Source organism: Pedobacter sp. (genome assembly GCF_041645105.1).
Classification (GTDB): domain Bacteria; phylum Bacteroidota; class Bacteroidia; order Sphingobacteriales; family Sphingobacteriaceae; genus Pedobacter.
This window is the reverse complement of sequence record NZ_JBAZQQ010000003.1, coordinates 476,579-497,480: the sequence shown is the minus strand read 5'-3', so window position 1 is coordinate 497,480 and position 20,902 is coordinate 476,579. Positions and strand designations below refer to the sequence as shown.

The 20,902-nt window shown below is 38.9% G+C and carries 13 protein-coding genes; 10 read left to right on the top strand and 3 right to left on the bottom strand.

Features of this window, described 5'->3' with window-relative positions:
* Positions 1 to 144: 144 nt before the first annotated feature.
* On the top strand, positions 145 to 2,340 hold the full coding sequence (locus WC623_RS12140) for a hypothetical protein (RefSeq protein ID WP_372851351.1): 2,196 nt from the start codon (positions 145 to 147) through the stop codon (positions 2,338 to 2,340).
* A 2-nt stretch (positions 2,341 to 2,342) separates the two neighbouring features.
* Positions 2,343 to 3,674 (top strand): polysaccharide lyase 6 family protein, encoded by a 1,332-nt coding sequence (locus tag WC623_RS12135; protein ID WP_372851349.1) that lies wholly within the window; start codon positions 2,343 to 2,345, stop codon positions 3,672 to 3,674.
* 55 nt (positions 3,675 to 3,729) lie between these two features.
* On the opposite strand, the gene WC623_RS12130 is transcribed toward WC623_RS12135, so the two are convergent.
* Complete coding sequence (locus WC623_RS12130; protein WP_372851347.1) at positions 3,730 to 4,278, bottom strand: fasciclin domain-containing protein; 549 nt, start codon at positions 4,276 to 4,278, stop codon at positions 3,730 to 3,732.
* A 481-nt stretch (positions 4,279 to 4,759) separates the two neighbouring features.
* Here WC623_RS12130 and WC623_RS12125 point away from each other — a divergent pair, with 481 nt between their 5' ends.
* The 7 genes from WC623_RS12125 (at position 4,760) to WC623_RS12095 (ending at position 17,950) form a co-directional block, all read left to right on the top strand.
* Complete coding sequence (locus WC623_RS12125) at positions 4,760 to 7,825, top strand: SusC/RagA family TonB-linked outer membrane protein (RefSeq protein ID WP_372851345.1); 3,066 nt, start codon at positions 4,760 to 4,762, stop codon at positions 7,823 to 7,825.
* Between the two features lie 16 nt (positions 7,826 to 7,841).
* Positions 7,842 to 9,227, top strand: coding sequence for a RagB/SusD family nutrient uptake outer membrane protein (locus WC623_RS12120; protein ID WP_372851342.1), 1,386 nt, complete (start codon positions 7,842 to 7,844; stop codon positions 9,225 to 9,227).
* A gap of 32 nt (positions 9,228 to 9,259) precedes the next feature.
* The gene (locus tag WC623_RS12115) at positions 9,260 to 10,159 is read left to right on the top strand and encodes a hypothetical protein (protein ID WP_372851340.1); all 900 of its coding nucleotides are present in this window, start codon (positions 9,260 to 9,262) and stop codon (positions 10,157 to 10,159) included.
* A 69-nt stretch (positions 10,160 to 10,228) separates the two neighbouring features.
* Positions 10,229 to 13,318 (top strand): SusC/RagA family TonB-linked outer membrane protein, encoded by a 3,090-nt coding sequence (locus WC623_RS12110; RefSeq protein WP_372851338.1) that lies wholly within the window; start codon positions 10,229 to 10,231, stop codon positions 13,316 to 13,318.
* 14 nt (positions 13,319 to 13,332) lie between these two features.
* The gene (locus WC623_RS12105; protein ID WP_372851336.1) at positions 13,333 to 14,862 is read left to right on the top strand and encodes a RagB/SusD family nutrient uptake outer membrane protein; all 1,530 of its coding nucleotides are present in this window, start codon (positions 13,333 to 13,335) and stop codon (positions 14,860 to 14,862) included.
* Complete coding sequence (locus WC623_RS12100) at positions 14,852 to 16,300, top strand: arylsulfatase (protein WP_372851334.1); 1,449 nt, start codon at positions 14,852 to 14,854, stop codon at positions 16,298 to 16,300. The genes WC623_RS12105 and WC623_RS12100 overlap by 11 nt, the downstream gene beginning before the upstream one ends.
* A 12-nt stretch (positions 16,301 to 16,312) precedes the next feature.
* Entirely contained in the window at positions 16,313 to 17,950 is a 1,638-nt protein-coding gene (locus WC623_RS12095; RefSeq protein WP_372851332.1) for an arylsulfatase, read from the top strand.
* A gap of 7 nt (positions 17,951 to 17,957) precedes the next feature.
* On the opposite strand, the gene WC623_RS12090 is transcribed toward WC623_RS12095, so the two are convergent.
* On the bottom strand, positions 17,958 to 18,188 hold the full coding sequence (locus WC623_RS12090) for a hypothetical protein (RefSeq protein ID WP_372851330.1): 231 nt from the start codon (positions 18,186 to 18,188) through the stop codon (positions 17,958 to 17,960).
* Between the two features lie 422 nt (positions 18,189 to 18,610).
* Between WC623_RS12090 and WC623_RS12085 the strand changes: the two genes are divergently transcribed.
* On the top strand, positions 18,611 to 19,333 hold the full coding sequence (locus WC623_RS12085) for an ankyrin repeat domain-containing protein (protein ID WP_372851328.1): 723 nt from the start codon (positions 18,611 to 18,613) through the stop codon (positions 19,331 to 19,333).
* 90 nt (positions 19,334 to 19,423) lie between these two features.
* Here the strand turns inward: WC623_RS12085 and WC623_RS12080 are convergent, their stop codons facing one another.
* The gene (locus WC623_RS12080; RefSeq protein WP_349787784.1) at positions 19,424 to 20,815 is read right to left on the bottom strand and encodes an arginine decarboxylase; all 1,392 of its coding nucleotides are present in this window, start codon (positions 20,813 to 20,815) and stop codon (positions 19,424 to 19,426) included.
* Positions 20,816 to 20,902: the final 87 nt, after the last annotated feature.

Here is a 20,902-nt window from a genome sequence, read left to right as displayed (position 1 = left end):
TGATTAAATAGCGAATTACTATTGACGACTTATAAAAAATAAAAACTTTAAACTTTTTAGAAAGTTATTAAAGGTTATTTTTTATATTTCGTTGATTATCTGAACCTATTTTTTACTCAATGATTAAAAAAGACTTAAACCAACATGAATTTATTCCCAGCTCTTAGAAGATCACTATTTATTCTTTCCCTTACAATTACTTTCCTGCTACCAAATATTTGTTTTGGACAGCGAACTAGTAATAATAATATTCCCGCTGTTAATCTACGTATGAGTTTTGTGGGTTCTTCAGTAACATGGAGCGACGGTTTTTTACAGTCGGGCTTGGTTAAAGAAACCATTTTAAACACTCAAAAACACATGGCAGATGTTGTTGGACCAAGGGATGTTGTAATTAAAGGTACCAATTCGCTGTTAAACACTCCAAACGATCGCAAGTTTTTTGATGGAGTTGCAACTCGTATAACCGGAGTCAATTCAGAAATAAGTTTTTCTTTGGAAGGAAATGAAGTGTCCATTGTTCAGGGGATTGAAAGATCTAATACTAACGCAGCTGAAATCGAAGTTTATATTGACGATGTTCTTTATGATACCTTTAATAATTGGAATACATCACCTGTAGGCAAGGAAACCAAGAGCTTCAAAGGCGATGGCAAGACAAGTATGTTCGATTTAGGAAGGGCTTTTACCTACAATCATAATGTAACTGTTTCATCTGCTTTAAAAAAGGGATCTCATAACCTTGGGGGATATAGTGGTGGTATAGTTCCAGCATCTGATGATTATATGATCGTAAGGAAATACGGAAAAGACAGATACGGAAACCCCGAAGTACACCATTGGGTATATTTTAAAGTCATACCGAAAAATGGTGAAGAAATTGTTGCCGGCTATGATTATGGAGAAGAGATCAGTTATGAAAAAACTACTATAGGAAAAACAGGGAAGGGAGTACTTGAAAGCCCTTTTGGCGATGGTGATGTTTCGTTCGATTTAACAAAACCAGCACGTATATCAAGTGGATTAGATTTTAGACAAACAGATGAACGTGCAGTTAAAAAATACAGATTTGCTACAAACAAGAAACGTATAGTTAGGCTAAAGATTAAAGGTAATTATATCGACGCCTCAGGTACTCCGTACTTCATTTTTAACTTCGCGACAAATAGATTTTTTCATTTTCAAAATGCAGGAATTGGAGGATGGAAACTTAAATTTCTGAACGATCCTGAAGAGTTCCATAGAAGCTATAAAAAGGTAGTTGAATTTGCGCCTGATATTGTAATGCTTGAAACTACACCAAATGACGATTGGACTGTAAAGGGACACAAGGTATATACCGAGTACAAAGATCTCTCAATTCAAGAATTACAGTCCATGCGTACATTACCAGCAAAAAACATCACATTTAATGAAAAAACAGGGAAGTATAAATTTCAAAAATGGGCTGGTAAAATAGAAGCAGTTCAGGAAAGAGGTATAACAATTTCTGCTGGTGATAAATATGGAATCGCTGCGAAACCTGTAAAGGGCGACTATGTATTTATTGGAGGCTATTTCTCAAATAATAAAGAGTACGCGGTGAGGAGAGTGAGCAGTTACAATGATAAAACCCGTGAAATTACATTCGACCGACCGATTTCTACAGCAGATTTTATTTATGATGATTTGAAGTCTTTAGTTGGATTAGAGGTACGTGTAAGGTCATTCGAAATCTTTGAAAATGAATTAAGACAGTTTATTTCGAACATAAGAAGCGAACAGCCTTCAGCTAAAATATCTGTCATCAGTAATCCTTTGCCAGTTGTAAGTGCCAGAGAGCTTTGGGGGTATTGGGATGTAATAGATAAGATAGCAGGAGAAACTCAGGTAGAGAATTTAAGGGTGTCGTCTTTTTATGATTATCAGTATTCGCAGATAAGAGATCAAGCGCTGACCTTAGATGCATCTTTACTTAAAACAGATCCTGTTTCTGGATTCCTGGAAGCTGATTTGAAGATTCCTGCAGGTAGAAATTGCCTGAATTTTGAAGTTTTGGTAAATGGTAAGAATGTTTATGGAAAAGATGCTGTCGTTTATAACGGATATAGTTATGGAATTGATCCATCGAAAACCGGGGCAGGTCTTAATATGGATAATTCCAATGATGGGATTCAAGCCAATCAAAAGATTAACAGGATTCCTCGTATAGTGTTTCTTAAAAGTGCACCCACCTCAGGAACTATTTCAATTAAATATTCAAGCAAAAAATGGAGCGGAGATGGCTGCCATGTACGAGATAATGACGATGGTTCTAAATTGTATGGTCAGGTATATTACGACTTTATAAAAAAACAGTAGAAATGGTAAATAAACTAATAAACCACAGAACTTTAATTCAGTTTTTAATATTATTCTTACCACTCTATTCCAGTGCTTTTGAAAAAGATAAGCCCAATGAACGCTTGGTAAAGACAGCCCAAGAGCTTAATGCCGCTATTAAAGAGGCTATTCCAGGTAATGTTATTATCATGGCCGAAGGTATCTGGCGCGACATTGATATTGTTTTTAAAGCAAAAGGAGAAGAGAAGAAGCCAATAACCCTCAAAGCGCAAACACCGGGTAAGGTTATGATATCAGGATCGTCATGTTTACAATTGTCCGGTCAGTATTTAATAGTTGATGGTCTTTATTTTAAAAATGGAGCATCCTCCAATAAATCGCACCTGATTGAATTTCGAGCTGGTAGTGTACCCGCATCTTACAGTCGCATAACCAATATCCTGGTTTCAGGATTTAGTAAACCACGTAATTCTCCTGATAAAGATGTTTGGGTCGGATTATTTGGTACAAATAATCGCATAGATCATTCCCTATTTGCACAAAAGACTAGTAAAAGTCCGATTGTTACGGTCTGGAGATCTGGAACCTCTCCAGATTATCACCAGATTGATCATAACTATTTCAGAGATATTCCCCCGCTGGGTGAAAATGGAGCAGAAGCAATTCGTGTAGGAACGAGTGAAAATTCACTATCTGATTCACATACCATTATTGAGTTTAATCTCTTCGAAAATAGTAACGGCGAAGGGGAATTGATTTCAGTTAAATCAGGACGGAATATCATACGATACAATACGGTAATTAAATCAAAAGGAAGTATCAGCCTCCGACACGGAAATTACAACGAGGTATTCGGAAATTATATTTTTGGAGAATCGGAGAGTAATACCGGAGGCATTAGAGTGATGGGTGAAAATCACATGGTAAGGAATAATTATATCCAGGGATTAAAAGGGAGCAGGGCAGCTATTTCCATCATCGAAGGCATCGAAAACTCTCCAATACATGGCTACTTACAAGTTAAGAATTTACAAGTTATTGGAAATACTTTGAAAGATAACGATGTGAATATCGTGATTGGCGACCTCTATAATCCGGCAAAGAAACAAACGATGAAAGTTGAAAATGCCATTTTAAGAGATAATGTACTTTTAGGGAAAGGTAAAGAAAAACCACTAATCCTTATTCGTGATGAACCCATCAACATGACTGATGAAAAGAACATCGTATATGATTCTGCGATCTTCCAGAATAAAGATGGGGTTTATTACCCAAAGGATAAAACACTTGAAAAGAACATTATTGGACGTCCTTTAAAAAAGCAAGAGGTAGGGCCAGTATGGAATCCATAAAAAATCCGCTGATCTCTTTTAAAAAGAAAAGGGATCAGCGGAAGATTAATTAATATTAAGGCATTAATACAGTATCCACAACATGGATCACTCCATTTTTTTGCATCACATCTGCAATAGTTACTGTACTCATACCACCATGTACATCTTTTAAAATCAATTTGCCATTTTTCATCCATCCGGTTAATTTGGCTCCGTTTACAGTAGTTAGTTCTGCTTTTCCATTTCCTTTTTTAATCGCTGCTGCAATAGTTTTACTATCCATTTTTCCAGCTACAACATGATAAGTAAGAATTTTGGTCAGCTTTTCTTTGTTTTCAGGTTTCACTAACGTAGCTACAGTGCCAGCAGGAAGTTTATCGAATGCTGTATTTGTTGGCGCAAATACAGTAAAAGGACCAGTACCTTTTAAAGTACTAACCAAATCAGCAGCTTTCACTGCAGCAACCAATGTAGTGTGGTCTTTCGAATTAACCGCATTGTCAATAATATCCTTATTGGCGTACATTGCAGCACCTCCTACCATAGGATTCTTTTGGGCATAAGCCTGGGTTGTAAATGCCAAGGCTACCAAGGCAATTGCAGATAAGATTAATCTTTTCATAGTTCTTATTTTTTATTTAGAACACTTACGGATTTTTCTAACGCACAGATTTATTAGAAAATATTATTTAGGAAAAATTTCAGATCAGGTTCAGCCGAGTCAATTAATTAAAAGAAAAATACCTCCAATAGGAGAGGTTAATAGCCTTTTTTAATAATAGTCTAGTAAATAGGTAGATTTAATTTGTTTTTATAGAAATTGCATTTATATTTGCTGAATAACAAACAAATAACAAGTTGAAAAGATGAAAAAACAACTACAATTTCAAACGGGAATCTTAACCTCTCTAAGTACCAGATCCACTATTCATCAGTATTGTTGTTGCAGTCCCATGCAATAATATCTCCCAAAAAAAAGATATAAACAATAAAGACAGGATAAAATCCTGCCTTTATTCTGGCAATCAGTATGCAACGCCAATCACTTACTGAAAACCATAGTTTCAACAATCGCTTAGTATTAATTAAAACTTTTTAAAGTTATGCAAAATTTTAAAAAGGGTAGGCATTTATACAGTGCTTATTCTTTGCAAAAGAGATTGCTGTTATTTAGTAGCAGCATCATCTTATTGATATCCTCATCCCTTATTTCTGTTGCACAAACAAAACCGCTGATTAATTCTACACTTAACGGTATTGTATCTGATGCAACAACGGGCGAAACCCTGATTGGGGCTTCCATACAAATTCAGGGAACTACCCATACGGCTTCAACCGACAATAAAGGAAAGTTCAATTTCGTTACCGGGCAGAAATTTCCCTATACATTAATAGTAAGCTATGTAGGTTATAAAACGGCTATACTTGTAGTAGATGGAAGTCCTGTTAATGTCCGTTTAGAACCCGAAGCAAGTCAGCTTAATGATGTTATTGTAGTTGGATATGGCCAGCAAAATCGTAAAACCTTAACCAGTTCTGTAGCCACAGTTTCGGCTAAACAAATTGAAGACATTCCTGCTGCCGGACTAGATCAGAAATTACAAGGTCAGGCTTCAGGTTTATTGGTGTCTGCAAATACCTCTGTACCAGGTTCTGGTATATTTATCAGAGTCAGAGGTTCATCCTCAATAAATGCCAGTAATGATCCTTTATATGTTGTAGATGGTGTATTCATTAACAACAGGACGCTGCAAAGTATTACTACAGGTGGACAACAGACTTCGCCAATCGCAGATATCAATCCTGGTGATATCGAATCTATGGAGATTCTAAAGGATGCAAATGCAACTGCGATCTACGGATCAAGAGGGGCAAATGGTGTGGTTTTGATTACAACTAAACGTGGAAAGCTAAATAAGAAAGCAAAAGTCGATTTTGGTTATTATCATGGAGTATCTAAAGCCATTAAATTCTGGCCAACATTAACGGGGGAACAGGAAGGTATCCTGCAAAATGAAACCTGGCTTAATGATGGTGGGGCGTTTAACCTTCGTCCTTTTAGACCTAAATCTGAAGGCGGACTGGGCTTACCTGAGGAGCAGGTGACTATTGATCGTGTCGGACTGATCTTTCAGAATGCGCCAACTGATAATTTTGATTTATCTGTCGCCGGAGGGGATGCGAAGACTTCTTACTACCTGGGCGGTAACTATTTTAATCAGGAAGCTATCGTTAAACCAGATAGGTTTAGACGTGCCAGTTTTAGGATTAACCTTGGGCACCAATTTGATGAAAAAATCAAAATCGGTGTCTCAGCAAATCTGGTCAGCACTTTCAGAAACATGACTCCAAATAACAACGTGCCAAATGGAACGGTTAATGGTGCACTGTATACGCCTGTTTATTTACCGCTTTATAATGAAGATGGTAGTTATGCCAGGCCATCCTTGTTCGAGAACCCGGTTGCTGCAATTAAAGAAACCATTTTTAAAGATGTGGGCTCCAGAGTTACAGCAAATGCTTTTGGTGAGTATAAGATCACTTCTGGCCTAAAGTTCAGAACCAGTTGGAGCATTGATTTTAATGAAAGTAAAGCTGTTAACTTTTATAATTCGAAACTACAACTCGGACAAGCGCCTGTTAACGGAACTGGAACAACTGCTTTAAACCGGAATGTTACGCTGATCAATGAACAATTGCTTACTTACGATAAGGTATGGGATAACATTCACCAGTTTAATGCAACTGTAGGCAATACCTTGCAGAAAGAAACCTTCGAAAATACGAGTGTGACAGGAGTAGGGTACCCAACGGATGAGTTTAGTCAGATTTCATCTTCTGCCAGCCAAACGGGCACTTCATCTGAATCTCAAGCTGGACTGGTTTCTTTTTTCGGAAGGTTAAGTTATGGCTATAACGGTAAGTATATGATCGATGCCAGTGTAAGGGCTGATGCTTCATCCAGATTTGGTAAGGATAACCGATGGGGATATTTTCCTGCAGTTGGTATAGCATGGCGTGCAAGTCAGGAAGAGTTCATAAAAAAACTGAACTTGTTCTCTGAGCTTAAATTCAATGCTAGTTATGGTTCAACTGGTAACCAAAATGGAATTCCTGATTTTGCTGCATTAGGCTTATGGAATGGTGGTAACAACTACCTCAACACAGCCGGGATCTTGCCATTTCAACTCGCTAATCCTAACCTGAAATGGGAAACGACTACCCAACTCAATTTGGGTGTCAACATGGGCTTCTTTGCAGACCGCTTTAATGTGGAACTGAACTATTACGACAAATACACCAGCAATTTACTGCTTCAACAGCCTATATCCCAGAAGCTTGGTTTTGCAACCATCTTTTCTAACTCCGGAGAGATCAGCAATAAGGGATTTGAACTCGCACTAAATGGACAGCTAATCGCACAAAAATCTTTTAGCTGGAATGCAAGGATCAACATTTCTACCAATAAGAACAAAATTGAAAAGCTAAATACCCCAATATTGGACAATAGGACAATCATGCAGCAAGGTAGTCCATTATACTCCTTTTACGCGCATAAACAATTGGGCGTAAATCCAGAAAATGGAGATGTGCTTTTTGAAGATTTAAATGGCGATAAGGCCTTGTCTGATGCCGATCTGCAAATTATTGGTGATGCCTGGCCAGACTTTTACGGGGGATTGGGTAATGAATTTACTTATGGAGATTTTGACCTGAATGTCTTCTTCAATTACTCTCTTGGAAATAGCATTTGGAACAATACCCGCTACAGAATGGGGCATGGTGGTTCTAGAAATGGAGTGTTTGCACAACTGCAAGATCAATTAGATCGCTGGCAAAAACCAGGGGACATCACAGAGGTACCGCGACTAACAACTAAAGGTAATAATGCCAGTATTATTCCTGATCGCTTTCTGGAAGATGGTTCTTATGTACGGTTAAAGACAGTGTCAATTGGTTATAGATTGCCCAAAAAGATCCTTGCAAAACACCATATCTCTAACGTAAGGATTTATCTGTCGGCCACCAACCTACTCACTTTTACAAAGTATAAGGGGGTAGATCCTGAGGTAAACACCATGGGCAGTAATCAAAATGTAATGGGCTATGATCAGGCAATAGCATCACAGCCAAGAACTTTCCAGGCTGGGTTTAATGTGGCATTTTAAAATAAACTATAACATCATGAACTTAAAAAAAATACAGAAATATACTATAGTTCTTGCAATTCCATTATTGTTAATTGCATCTTCCTGCAAGGACTTATTGGATCCTAAACCACTGCTATATGTTTCGGAAGACAATAGTATCGTAAATAAGAAAAGTGCTGAGGCTGCAGTTATAGGGGCATACAATGCATTGAGTCAGAATAGCTACCAGGGAAATACCTTTAGATATATCGTTAACCTGGCCAGTGATAATTTGCGCTGGGTGGGAAATTCTCCCTCCAACCGTGAGTTTGATGTACATGATGTATTTGCTACAAATACATCTGTGAGTAGTCTCTGGGGGGCATTATACAGTACCATAAACATCAGCAACAACATCATCGATAAGGTGCCGAAAGTTGAGGATCAGACCTATTCGCAGTCGGAACGTAACGTCGCAGTCGGCGAAGCGCACTTTATACGTGCACTGGCTTATTTCGACCTGGTAAGATTATGGGCTAATGTGCCTATAATTACCGAAAGGACACGCTCACCCAATAGTGGCGATGGCATAGGCAATAGTGGACCAATTGCTGTATATCAGCAAATATCCGATGATCTTGATGTTGCACAGTCTTTACTGCCATTAAACCCATCTGCAATAAACCGCAACAGGGCTTCTATCTATGCAGTGTACGCATTAAAAGCCAGGCTTTTTCTATACCTGAAAAATTGGGGCAAAGCAGCCGATTATGCTGATCTGGTGATTAAAGAAGCTTCGAAATTTACTTTGGTAAAGCCTTATGCGCAGTTCTTTAATGCCAAAAATACCACCGAATCTATTTTTGAAATAGATTATACCATTAACAACAAAAACTCATTTGCAGGTAACTGGTTTGCCAGTAATATCACCGGGGGGACCAAGGAGTTATTGCCTACAGATGATCTTATTGCCTTACTGCGTGGGCCTTATGGCGGGGATAGAAAAGCATTACTGCTTGATATCAATACACCTCCAAAAGGTATCATTACTTATGGCAATATGAACTTTAAGATTTCAACCGGAGAAAACCAGGTATATGTATTACGCATAGCAGAACAATACCTGATCCGGGCAGAAGCTTATGCAGAACTGGAAAAACCAGATGATGCAGTGGCCGACATCAGAACAGTGCGCCTGCGTGCTAATGCTGCTGATAATGATTTAAATGGGCTTACAGATAAAGAAATCATCATTGCTAAAGTATTGCAAGAACGCCGATTAGAGCTGGCTTACGAAAGTCACCGTTGGTTTGACCTCATCAGAAGGGGACTTGCAGAACAAGTGCTAGGTATCACTGATCCAGATAAACTGCTGTATCCCATTCCACGTCAGGAACTGCTGGTTGACCCTGCCCTTAAACAAAATCCAGGATATAAATAATTCATTAATCAAATCTATAAAACTAAAGTATTATGAAATTAACAACATTTAACTCCGTTAAAACAGCCTTTTTTGCATTGGCTGCTGTAGCTTTTATTTCTTCAACAGGTTTTGATAAAGTAAATGAAGATAAAAAAAAGTTAGAAGGAACCATTAACATCACCGGAACGCGTTTCCTTTTCCCTTTAATAGAACGTTGGGGAGCTGAATTCGCAAAAGCCAACCCAGGTGTCAAATTTGTAGTCAAACAAGGTGTAGAAAATCCGGATATCAATGCCTCTGCTGCGCCATTAAAAGTTAAAGATCCGGCAAAAGGTAATTATACCATCGTAAGTCGTTTCGCAATTGTCCCAATCGTAAACGCCGAAAATCCTGCATGGTCGCATCTTCAAAAAAATGGTTTCAAGGCTAAAGATTTTGAGTCTGTTTATTTTAGCAGCAATAACGGCGCAGATAAATTTGCTGCATTTGGTGATACTAAACATCCTTTCAAGGTATATAGTCGTACGGCATGTACTTCAGCCACGTTTTCCGATGTGCTGGGCGAAAATCTGAAAGACCTGACAAACGCCTTAGGCAAAAAGATTGCTGATGATAATGTATTGCTTCAAACGGTAATTGACGATAAATTCGGTATAGCCTATAACGACCTTGGGATTGTGTATGATCTGAAAACCAGGAAGCCTAAAACAGGAATCAGTGTAGTACCAACCGACCTGAATGGAAATGGAGTGGTAGATAAAGAGGAGGACTTTTATGGTGATCTGGACCAGCTGATCAAAAAATTAGAGTCTATTTCTACAAACTTACCTCCAAAGGGAGATTTTACACTGATCTATAAAGAAACAAGACCAGAAGTTACTGCATTTGTAAACTGGATACTTACAGACGGACAAAAATATATTCATGAATATGGTTTTTTAAAGAAGTAAACCGGTCAAACTGATCATCCCAGCAGTTTTAATCAACGAAACAGTCATTTAAAAAAGCCAGTTAAATTTATGAAACATAATACCAGTAGTAAACTATCGGTAATTATATCTTTTTTCAAATTCACCCTTATTTTATTACTTTTTACTACTAAGGTATGGGCACAAGTTGAAAACAGGCCAATTATCAATTCAACGTTAAAGGGTAGCGTTTTAGACGAACGAACCAAAGATCCGCTGGCGGGGGTATCCCTGCAGATTAAAGGAACATCTCATGGAACCACAACAGATGGAAACGGAAATTTCAACTTTATCACCGGACAAAAATTTCCCTATACCATTATTGTCAGTTACGTCGGTTTTGAAAAAAAAGAGGTGGTTGCAACAGGAAGCCCATTGGATATTTTGCTAAAGGAAGTCCGCGATGAGCTAAGTGAAGTCGTGGTGGTAGGGTACGGAACGCAAAAGAAAGTGAACCTGACCGGATCTGTCAGCAGTCTGGATCAAAAGGAACTTGCCAACCGTCCCATTACCAACTCTACACAGGCTTTACAAAATTTGCCCGGGGTTTTTACCAATCAAACTAAAGGCAGACCTGGAGCAGATGGAGCAACCATAAGAATCAGGGGGGTAGGTACATTGAACAATAGCAATCCCTTAATTCTGGTTGACGGAGTCGAATTTCCTTTAGGGGATGTGAATCCCAATGATATTGAAAGTATCACTGTCTTAAAAGATGCAGCTTCTTCAGCTATTTATGGTAACCGTGCGGCGAATGGTGTGGTCTTGGTGAAAACCAAAACCGGAAAAAGAGGTGGTTTTCAGTTAGACTATAACTTTTATACAGGAAAACAGAAAGCAATACAATTTCCTGATGCCGTCACCAATTCCGTGGATTATATGATCGGAAAAAACCGTGCCCTGGCAAATGAGGGTAAACCTCCTGAAAGTTCTCAGCAATTAATTGATGAATACAGAGCCGGCACTGATCCTTTTATTTATCCTAATACCGATTGGTTTGATGTGATGTTTGATACCGCACCGATTCAGGAACACAATTTACGTTTATCCGGTGGGACTGAGAAAACGACTTTTTCTATTTCATTGGGTTATTTAAAACAGGAAGGGATCATGATTGAAACTGCCGGTAAACGTTATTCACTGAATACAAATGTGACTTCAGACATCACTAAACGTTTAAGGATCGGTGCCAGTGTGGTTGGTAATTTCGCGACAAACAGAGAGAGTGCTTATAGTGCCGATGATGGTAACGGAGAGGGTGGTTTAATGGGCTTAACTTACAGAGGCTTGCCTATGCAGGTGCCATATGCACAAGACGGAACCTATGCAGATCAATGGATTCGTGTACCTGGTCATAATTTTTACCGTAATCCTGTTGCTTTATCAAAAGAAGGGTTTAGAAAAAACAATGAATACCGTACCATGGCAAACCTTTTTGCAGAATACCAGTTGCCGTTCGACATCAAGTACAAAACAACACTGGCTGCAAATTTATTATATGGCATAGAAAAGTATTCCTACCCACAAATCTACCTTACCAATCCTAAAACAGGCGTAATTAGTCCGATAGGAAATACGCCTTTAAGAGGGGTTCGTCAAATTAGCAATAACAACATCAATTTAACCAATTTTCATACTTTAAACTGGGAAAAGAAGCTTGGCAACCATAACCTTGGTGTATTAGGAGGTTTCAGTGTAGAAAGCTTTAATGATGGAAATTTCTCTGCCTATAATCAAGGCTACCTGGGGAATGATTTAACTGAATTAGATGCTGGAAGCACTTCGCCACAGGTTGCCGGCACCTCAGGTAGTTCTAAATTAGTTTCTTACTTCGGCAGATTAAACTATAATTTTTCAGAGAAGTATTTGTTAGAAGCTAACTTTCGGTACGACGGCTCGTCGAGGTTTGCTGAAGGCAAGAGATGGGGATTTTTCCCTTCTTTTTCTGCAGGCTGGAGAATAAGCGAAGAGAACTTCCTTAAAAATAGTGAAGTGCTGAGCAACCTGAAACTGCGTGCATCCTATGGAAAATTAGGAAATCAAGCTATTCCATTGTTTAGTTATGTTGATGCGGTATCATTGGGTGAAAATTACAATTTCAACGGAACTATCGTTAGCGGAGCAGCCATTACCAGGTTAAGTGATCCAAATATCACCTGGGAAACGACCAATATGGCCGACATAGGTTTGGAAGGTGGTTTTTTAAACAATACACTAACTTTTGAAATTGACTGGTTTGATAAAGAAACCTCGAATATTTTACGCCAGGTAAGTATTCCTGCCCAGGTTGGAAACTTAACCGGCCCTTACCGTAATATTGGTTCTGTATCTAACAAAGGGATTGAGGTAACCATAGGTTATCAGAACAAAATCAATGAGTTTAAGTATGGTGTGAGTGCAAACTTAACTTATCTAAAAAATAAAGTCGTTAACATAAATGGCGAGAAGTATTACAGCGGAAATACAATTACCCAGGAAGGACATCCAATTAATTCCTTCTTTGGTTTACAGACAGAGGGGATATTTCAGACTGCGGCAGAAATTCAGGCACATGCTTTCCAAAATACAGGTACACAGCCGGGAGATTTAAAATATAGTGATGTTGATGGTAATGGTATTGTCGACAATAATGACCGGGTGGTGATTGGAAATAGCATTCCTAAATATACCTATGGATTTGTTTTAAACGGAGGTTACAAAAACTTCGAGCTTAGTGCGATCTTCCAGGGGCTAGCTGATGTGGATACTTATCTAACAGGAAACCTTGCTATGCCTTATAAAAACGGGGCGGGAGTAACAAAAGAATGGCTTACCGATTCCTGGACTCCGGAGCAACCTAATGCACCACTGCCAAGATTAACCACTTCAAATGGTTATCCTGCAAACTTCCAGACTTCCAGTTTTTGGATTCGTGATGCGTCTTACCTCAGGTTAAAAAACATTCAGTTAAGTTATAACTTCCCTAAAAGGGTACTCAGATGGGCTGGGGCAAAGCAACTTAAAGTTTTTGTGAATGCACAAAACTATCTCACCTTCACCAACTTTAAATTCAGTGATCCGGAAAGAAACCTGACCCGTGCTGATCTGATTGAATATCCAAATGCCAAAACGCTCACCGCTGGTCTAAATGTTTCATTTTAATAAGCTCAACTCAAATGAATAAATATATCATCATCATTCCACTTATTTTCAGTCTGGGCTGCAAAAAGTCCTTTCTTGAAGTGACGCCAACAGACCGCTTTACTCAGAATACTTATTGGAACACTAAAGACCAGGGAGAGGCTGCTTTAAACGCAACATATGCCATATTGGTCAATTCAAATTTCATCTATTCTGCCCGTAATGCTGTCTACCTGGATGCGCTTACCCCGAATACTTATCAGTATAATGCCGATGAGAATATCATTTCCAGAGGCTTGCACAATGCCGCAACCGCTAAGTTTAATACCACCTGGAATACGAGTTACAGTGGAATAGGCAGGGCAAATAATTTCCTGGCCAATATAGATAAGGTTACCATGGACGAAGCACTGAAAAACAGATACAAGGCCGAAGCTAAATTCCTAAGAGCACTGTATTATCTTCCTTTATGGAATCTTTTCGGTGGTGCTCCATTAATTACAGAAGCCACAAATTTTGAAACTCAGGCGAGCTTGTCAAGAAATTCAGCAGCAGAAGTGCTGACTCAGATTCTTAAAGATCTGGACGAAGCCGCCGCTGGCGATGTGTTGCCGATTGCTTATACCGGTGCAGATAAAGGCAGAGTAACCAGAGGAGCAGTTTATGCACTAAAAGCCAGGGTATTGTTATATGCTGAAAGGTGGGAAGAAGCCGCTATTGCGGCCAAAAAGGTGATCGACTTAAAAGTCTATGATCTTTTCCCAGATTACAGGGGATTGTTTTACCTGGAAAATGAAGGCAATCAGGAAGTGATTTTTGATATACAGTACAAATTTCCTGAGTTCAGTCACTCCCTGGATGTGAGTTTAGATCAGCAATTGGGTACGGCACCATTGCCAACGCTTGTGAATGATTATTACGCTACTGATGGAAAACCCATTGCAAGCTCTGCTGTTTATAATGCAGCAAAGCCTTATGAAAACAGGGATTCCCGTTTACAGGCTACCGTAATTATTCCAGGTACGACTTTTAAAGGTGCTGTTGTGACTGATATTCAGTATCCTAGTACAGGGTATGGACATAAAAAATATACTATCTTTAAGGATAATGAAAAGCCTACAGTTGTGCCTACCAGCGGAACTTCTGAATTGAATTACATTTTAATTCGTTATGCAGATGTTTTACTGATGTATGCTGAAGCACAAAACGAAGCGTTTGGTCCTGAATCAGGAGTAGATAAAGGGCTTACCGTTACTGATGCAGTTAATCTGGTACGCAAAAGAGCTAAAATGCCTAATCTGCCTGCTGGATTAAATCAATTACAAATGCAGGCGGAATTGAGACATGAACGTAGGATAGAACTGGCCGGAGAGGGCTTGTATTATTATGATATCCGTCGCTGGAAGATTGCTGATCAGGTGCTTAATACAGATATTTATAACATCAAAGGCGCAAGAATTGATAATCGTGCCTTTGATGCTGCCCGTGATTACCTGTGGCCAATTCCGTCTATCGCTATTCAAAATAACCCTGTTTTAAATCAAAATCCTAAATATGGAAAGTAATACTAAAACGATGATTCAGAAAAAACACTTATTAAGCTTCATCTTTAGCGCTGTGCTTATGGTCAGTCAGGCACATGCCCAGCAAGCTCCAAATAAGCAGCCTAATATTATTTTCATTGTAGCGGACGACCTTGGTTATGGAAATCTAGCCAGCTACAATAAAAAATCACCCATTCCAACGCCCAATCTGGATCGTTTGGCCGCAGATGGAACTCGGTTTACACGATTTTACTCTGGTAATACGGTTTGTGCTCCTTCCAGAGCTGCATTGATGACTGGTCTTCACATGGGCCATGCTTATGTGCGGGGGAACAGCAAGGCGAAAGATGGGAAAGGGGCTTTACGTGCACAAGATACTACTGTGGTACAACGACTACAAAATAATGGCTACGTTACGGGTATGTACGGAAAATGGGGCTTAGGCGATGAAGAAACCGCGGGTGCGCCTCATTTGAAAGGTTTTAATGAGTTTTTTGGTTATTTAGATCAGGCACATGCGCATGATTATTATACCAGTCACCTGTACGAAATCAAGGACCATAAGACCCAAAGGATACAAATTGATTCCAGTCAATATACCCAGGATTTGATCGTCAATAAGGCGCTTGGTTTCTTAGATACATACAAAGACAAGCCTTTTTTCCTTTTCTTACCATTTACCTTGCCACATGCAGAATTAATAGTTCCGCAAGAATTGCTTCAGAAGTTTCAAAATGCTGATGGCAGCAGTAAATTCGGTCCGGAAACGCCATTTGTGAAAAAAGGAAATTATGATAGTCAATCGCAGCCACGTGCAGCATTTGCGGCTATGGTCTCAAAACTTGATTCTGATGTAGGAGCTATTGTTCAGAAAGTTAAAGATCTGGGCTTAGAGAATGATACTTATATCTTTTTTACCAGCGATAATGGCCCACATAAAGAAGGTGGTGCAGATCCTGTGTTTTTTAACAGCGGTGGACAGCTAAGGGGTGTAAAGCGTGATCTTTATGAAGGTGGTATTCGTGTTCCATTAATCGTAAAAGCACCTGGTAAGGTTCCGGCAGGTAAAGTGAACGACCTACCATTTGCCTTTTGGGATGTCTTACCGACACTTGCCCAGCTAGCAGCAGCACCAGTTCCAGGCAATATTGATGGCATATCTTTTAGTCCGGCTTTATGGGGTAAACCTCAAACCAAGCAACACGACTACCTATACTGGCAGTTTAAAGAAGGCGAGTTAAAAGAAGCTTTAACAAAGGGCGACTGGAAGCTAATCCGTTTTAAAGATGAGGGTAAGAAAGAAGTCCTTGAACTGTACAATCTGCGTGAAGATATTGGCGAGAAAACAAACCTGGCTTCAAAAAATACTGCAAAAGTTAAAGAATTAAGAACATTGATGTCTGGGGCTAAAACTACTCCGGAAAACAAAACGTTCGACTGGTCATATGTCGAGCAATAAATTTATATTCCAATGAAAATAAGAAGATATAATGTTATCCTATGGGCAGTGCTTTTTGGTTATCAGGCACCATTATCTGCACAAAGTTTAAACCCTGCACAAAACCTAAAGAATAAGCCAAACTTTGTGGTCATCCTTGCTGATGATCTGGGTTATTCTGATATCGGAAGTTTTGGCTCGGAGATCGAAACTCCGAATCTGGATCGACTGGCTAGTCAAGGGCTAAAAATGACTCAATTTTACAATGCCTCTCGCTGTTGCCCAACCCGGGCATCATTGCTTACCGGGAGGTATCCTCACAATGCAGGTGTAGGAAGCATGGTTCAGGATTTAGGAACTCCTGCTTACCAAGGTTACCTGAATAAAAGTAGTATTACCATTGCAGAAGGATTGAAAACACAAGGTTATTTCACCATGATGTCTGGTAAATGGCATGTAGGCTCACAACCTGATCAATGGCCTGTTGCACGTGGGTTTGATCGCTATTTCGGATTGATAGGTGGAACCAGTAATTACTTTTACCCGCATCAGGCAAAACTTCCTGCAGCAAATTTCTTTGTCTTAAATAACAAGAAACTAGAGAATTATACTACCGAAGATAAACCTAAAGATTATTACCTGACCAATGAGTTTGGTGATTATGCTTTGAAATTCCTGGATGAAGCTAAAACCCAGAACAAGCCCTTTTACCTGCATTTAACATTCAATGCACCTCACTTTCCTATACAGGCCCTACCTGAAGATATAGCAAAATACCGTGGTAAGTATAAAAAAGGCTGGGATGTAATCCGTGCCGAACGTTATAAGAAACAAGTGGAAACAGGCATTGTAGATGCGAAGTGGCCCATATCAGAGCGAGATAGCTTAGTTCCAGCCTGGATCCAGATGAGAGAGAATGATCAGGATGCCTGGGATGTGAGAATGGCCGTTTATGCAGCAATGATTGATCGTTTGGACCAGAATGTAGGTAGAGTGTTAAACAAATTAAAAGAATTGGGTTTGGATGACAATACAGTAATCATCTTTCTTTCTGATAATGGTGCAAGTCATGAAAACAATAGGCTTAATCAGGCAGACAATATAAATGCGAAGGAAATAAAGGCATTACCTGCTAATAATCCCCAATCCTATACCAGCATAGAATACAACTGGGCCAATGTGAGTAATACCCCATTTCGCTCATTCAAGCACTGGGAAAACGAAGGAGGGATCAGTACTCCTTTTATTGCTTATTACCCTAAACTCATCAAAGCAGGAAGTATTAACCATCAAGCAGCGCATATTGTAGATATACAGGCGACCATATTTGACCTTGCCGGAGTAAAATACCCATCAAGCTATCAAGGTAAAGCTATTTCAGCTGCGGATGGAATATCATTGAAAGATGTATTTGCAGGGAAGACCTGGAAAGGCCATGATCATCTTTATTGGGAACATCAGGGCAATAAAGCCATGCGACAAGGCAAATGGAAGATTGTATCCAGCTTTCCGGAAAATGTATGGCGCTTGTTTAATATAGAAGAAGACCGGACAGAGTTAAAAGACCTCAGTAAAGTATATCCCGAAAAGCTACAGGAGCTCATTTTAGCCCATGTAAACTGGTCGAAAAAGGTAGGTGTGGAAGATTGGGCTAGCCTTCAGAAAAAATAATTATTACTTAATGCCACTGGTTGCGAAGCGTCATTCTCATATGTTGTTGAAACATATTCTCTCTGTATTTACGCTTTGCAGCCTTTTTTGAACGTGAATAAAAACTCCAGATAAATACAACTAAAGCAAAGGCAACCAGACCATAAAAAAGCGAAGTGTTTTGCATATTTATAACAAGCACAAAGTATAGTCCTGCAAAAAATGCGCAAGTAAGCAGAGCATAAAATCCGATTTTCATACTATAAAGCTAATAAGCCAATTAAAAAATGGTGTAAGAACTTATCCACTTATCCACATTCTGGCCAGATTTGTTGTTTTATGAGATCAATTTATGGTTGGTCTGGTCGATTTGCAGCATAATTGTTACTTAACATGCTTGCTTGTATTCAGCAATTTTATTGTGTTCGTTTTCAGTATAGATAGAAGGGGTAAACCGAGGTCTTGTTATTACTGTTTTTTTCTAAAAACAACGTATAACAAAAAGTTATACGTTTGATTATGTTGATTTTATAAAATTTTATTTATCTATATATCAATGTAATTATGATTTTTAATTAAATATAAACTTTATACTATAATTAGTGCCTATAATCTTGTCGTCACGTTTCTGTTGTAACATTGTTTTAGCCATCTGCTTTCCTTAGTTTTACAAAAATTGATATGATGATGCATATGTTTAGCTTAATGTTGATGGTGGTTTTGTCGGCCTTTTCTTTCTTAGGGCTGGACAAATGTAATGGTGTTGATTCTAGTAAAACTTTAAAAACAAAGGAAGGTAATTACAATATGGAGGTGACTCAAAGTTCAATAATTGAAGCAGTAAAAAACAAACAATATACAGCCGTTGAGGCAGCGTTGAAAAAAGGTGCAGATGTAAATTCAAAGGACAAGCATGATAAGAACCTTTTACTTATCGCAACAGAAAACGATGATTTGAAAATGGCGCAGCTGCTGGTGTCACATGGTGCCAATGTAAATCAGCAGGACGTTAGATCAGATAGTCCTTTTTTACTAGCCGGAGCGCAGGGGCAGACTGAATTGGTAAAATTGTATCTGGCAAACGGTGCACGCTTTGATCTTTTTAACCGTTACAACGGAACCGCATTGATTCCTGCATGCGAAAGAGGGCATATTGAGACGGTGAAGCTATTAGCCACTACAAAGGGCTTTCCGATAGATCATGTGAACCGCTTAGGTTGGACTGCCTTAATGGAGGCTGTTGTGCTTGGAAATGGTAGTGAGAAGTATGTTAAGATTGTTCAGATCCTTGTTGATGCAGGATCTGATGTTAATATACCAGATAAGAATGGCGTAACAGCATTGCAGCATGCCAGGTTAAGTGGTTTTGCCGAAATTGCGAAAGTGCTTGAAAAGGCGCGTTAATTAAGAGGCTTGTAAGAGCAACTGTTAAAAACAAAAAGCCCTGAAAGAAGTCTTCCAGGGCTTTATACTTGCTGTAATTTCGATTGAATCCTAGGTGTAACCCAGAATTTTCAATACCTGTTTACTATTCTGCTCTTCGCCAAACACCTCAAAGTTAAATGTCTCATCCCGATTACGACGAATGATCACATGCTTCGGACTTGGCAATAAACAATGGTGAATACCACCATAACCACTCAATACTTCTTGATAAGCCCCCGTGTTAAAGAAACCTAAGTACTGAACCTTACGTGTCTTAGGCATGAACACACTATTCATATGCGCTTCCTGGTTGTAGTAATCCTGTCCGTCGCAAGTAATACCTCCAAGGTTTACCCTTTCATACTCCGCATCCCAGTTGTTGATAGGAAGGAGGATATATTTCTGATTTAATGCCCAAACATCAGGTAAGTTGGTGATAAAAGAACCATCTAGCATCAACCATTTCTCTCTGTCGTTCTGTTGTTTACGTCCCAGTACCTTATATAAAATACCAGATGCCTCAGCAACAGTGTATTTTCCAAATTCAGTAATGATATCCGGTTCAACAACATCATGCTCAGCACAGATTTCCTTAATACGTTTTACGATCTCATTTACCATGTATTCGTAATCGAAATCAAATACCAAAGAGTCTTTAAATGGCATACCACCACCAATATCTAAAGTATCTAACTCAGGATTGATCTTTTTGAATTTGCAATATAAGGTTACATACTTCTCTAGTTCGTTCCAGTAATATGGAGAATCAGTAATACCAGAGTTGATAAAGAAGTGTAGCAATTTAACCCTGAAATTAGGGTTTGCAGAGATCTTATTGTTGTAAAAGTCGATTACATCTTCCAAACGTACACCTAAACGCGAAGTATAGAATTGTGAATCCGGCTGTTCCTCAGCTGCAATACGGATACCTAAATTACAAGGCGTATCCAATTCAACCTCATCATCAAAAAGGTTAAACTCCTCTTTGTTGTCCAATACCGGGATAATGTTTTTGTAGCCATCATGCAACATATCGATGATGTATTGCTTGTACTGATAGGTCTTAAACCCATTACAAATCACGGTGATATCTTTTGTTAAAGCACCTTTCTTCTCTAAAGCCTCAATCATCGGCATATCAAATGCAGAAGAGGTTTCCAGGTGGATGCCATTTTTAAGCGCCTCTTCAACAATATGTCTGAAGTGGGAGCTCTTAGTACAGTAGCAGTATTTATAATCGCCACGGTAATTGTTCTTGATGATGGCGGTCTGGAACAATAATTTGGCCTGCTGAATTTTCTTACTGATCATAGGAAGGTAAGTGAAACGTAATGGCGTACCATAAGTTTCAATCATCTCCATTAAATTGAGATCTTGAAAATATAACTCATCGTCTATAACGTTGTAACCTTCCTGAGGGAAACCAACACTTAGATCAAGAAATTCGGAGTAACTCTGCATTTTTTTATTTTTGAACTATTATTTAGGGTTTGGCAAATAAAATTAAGTTAATTTTGGGCTCAAAGATAAACACTTTATAAAATACAC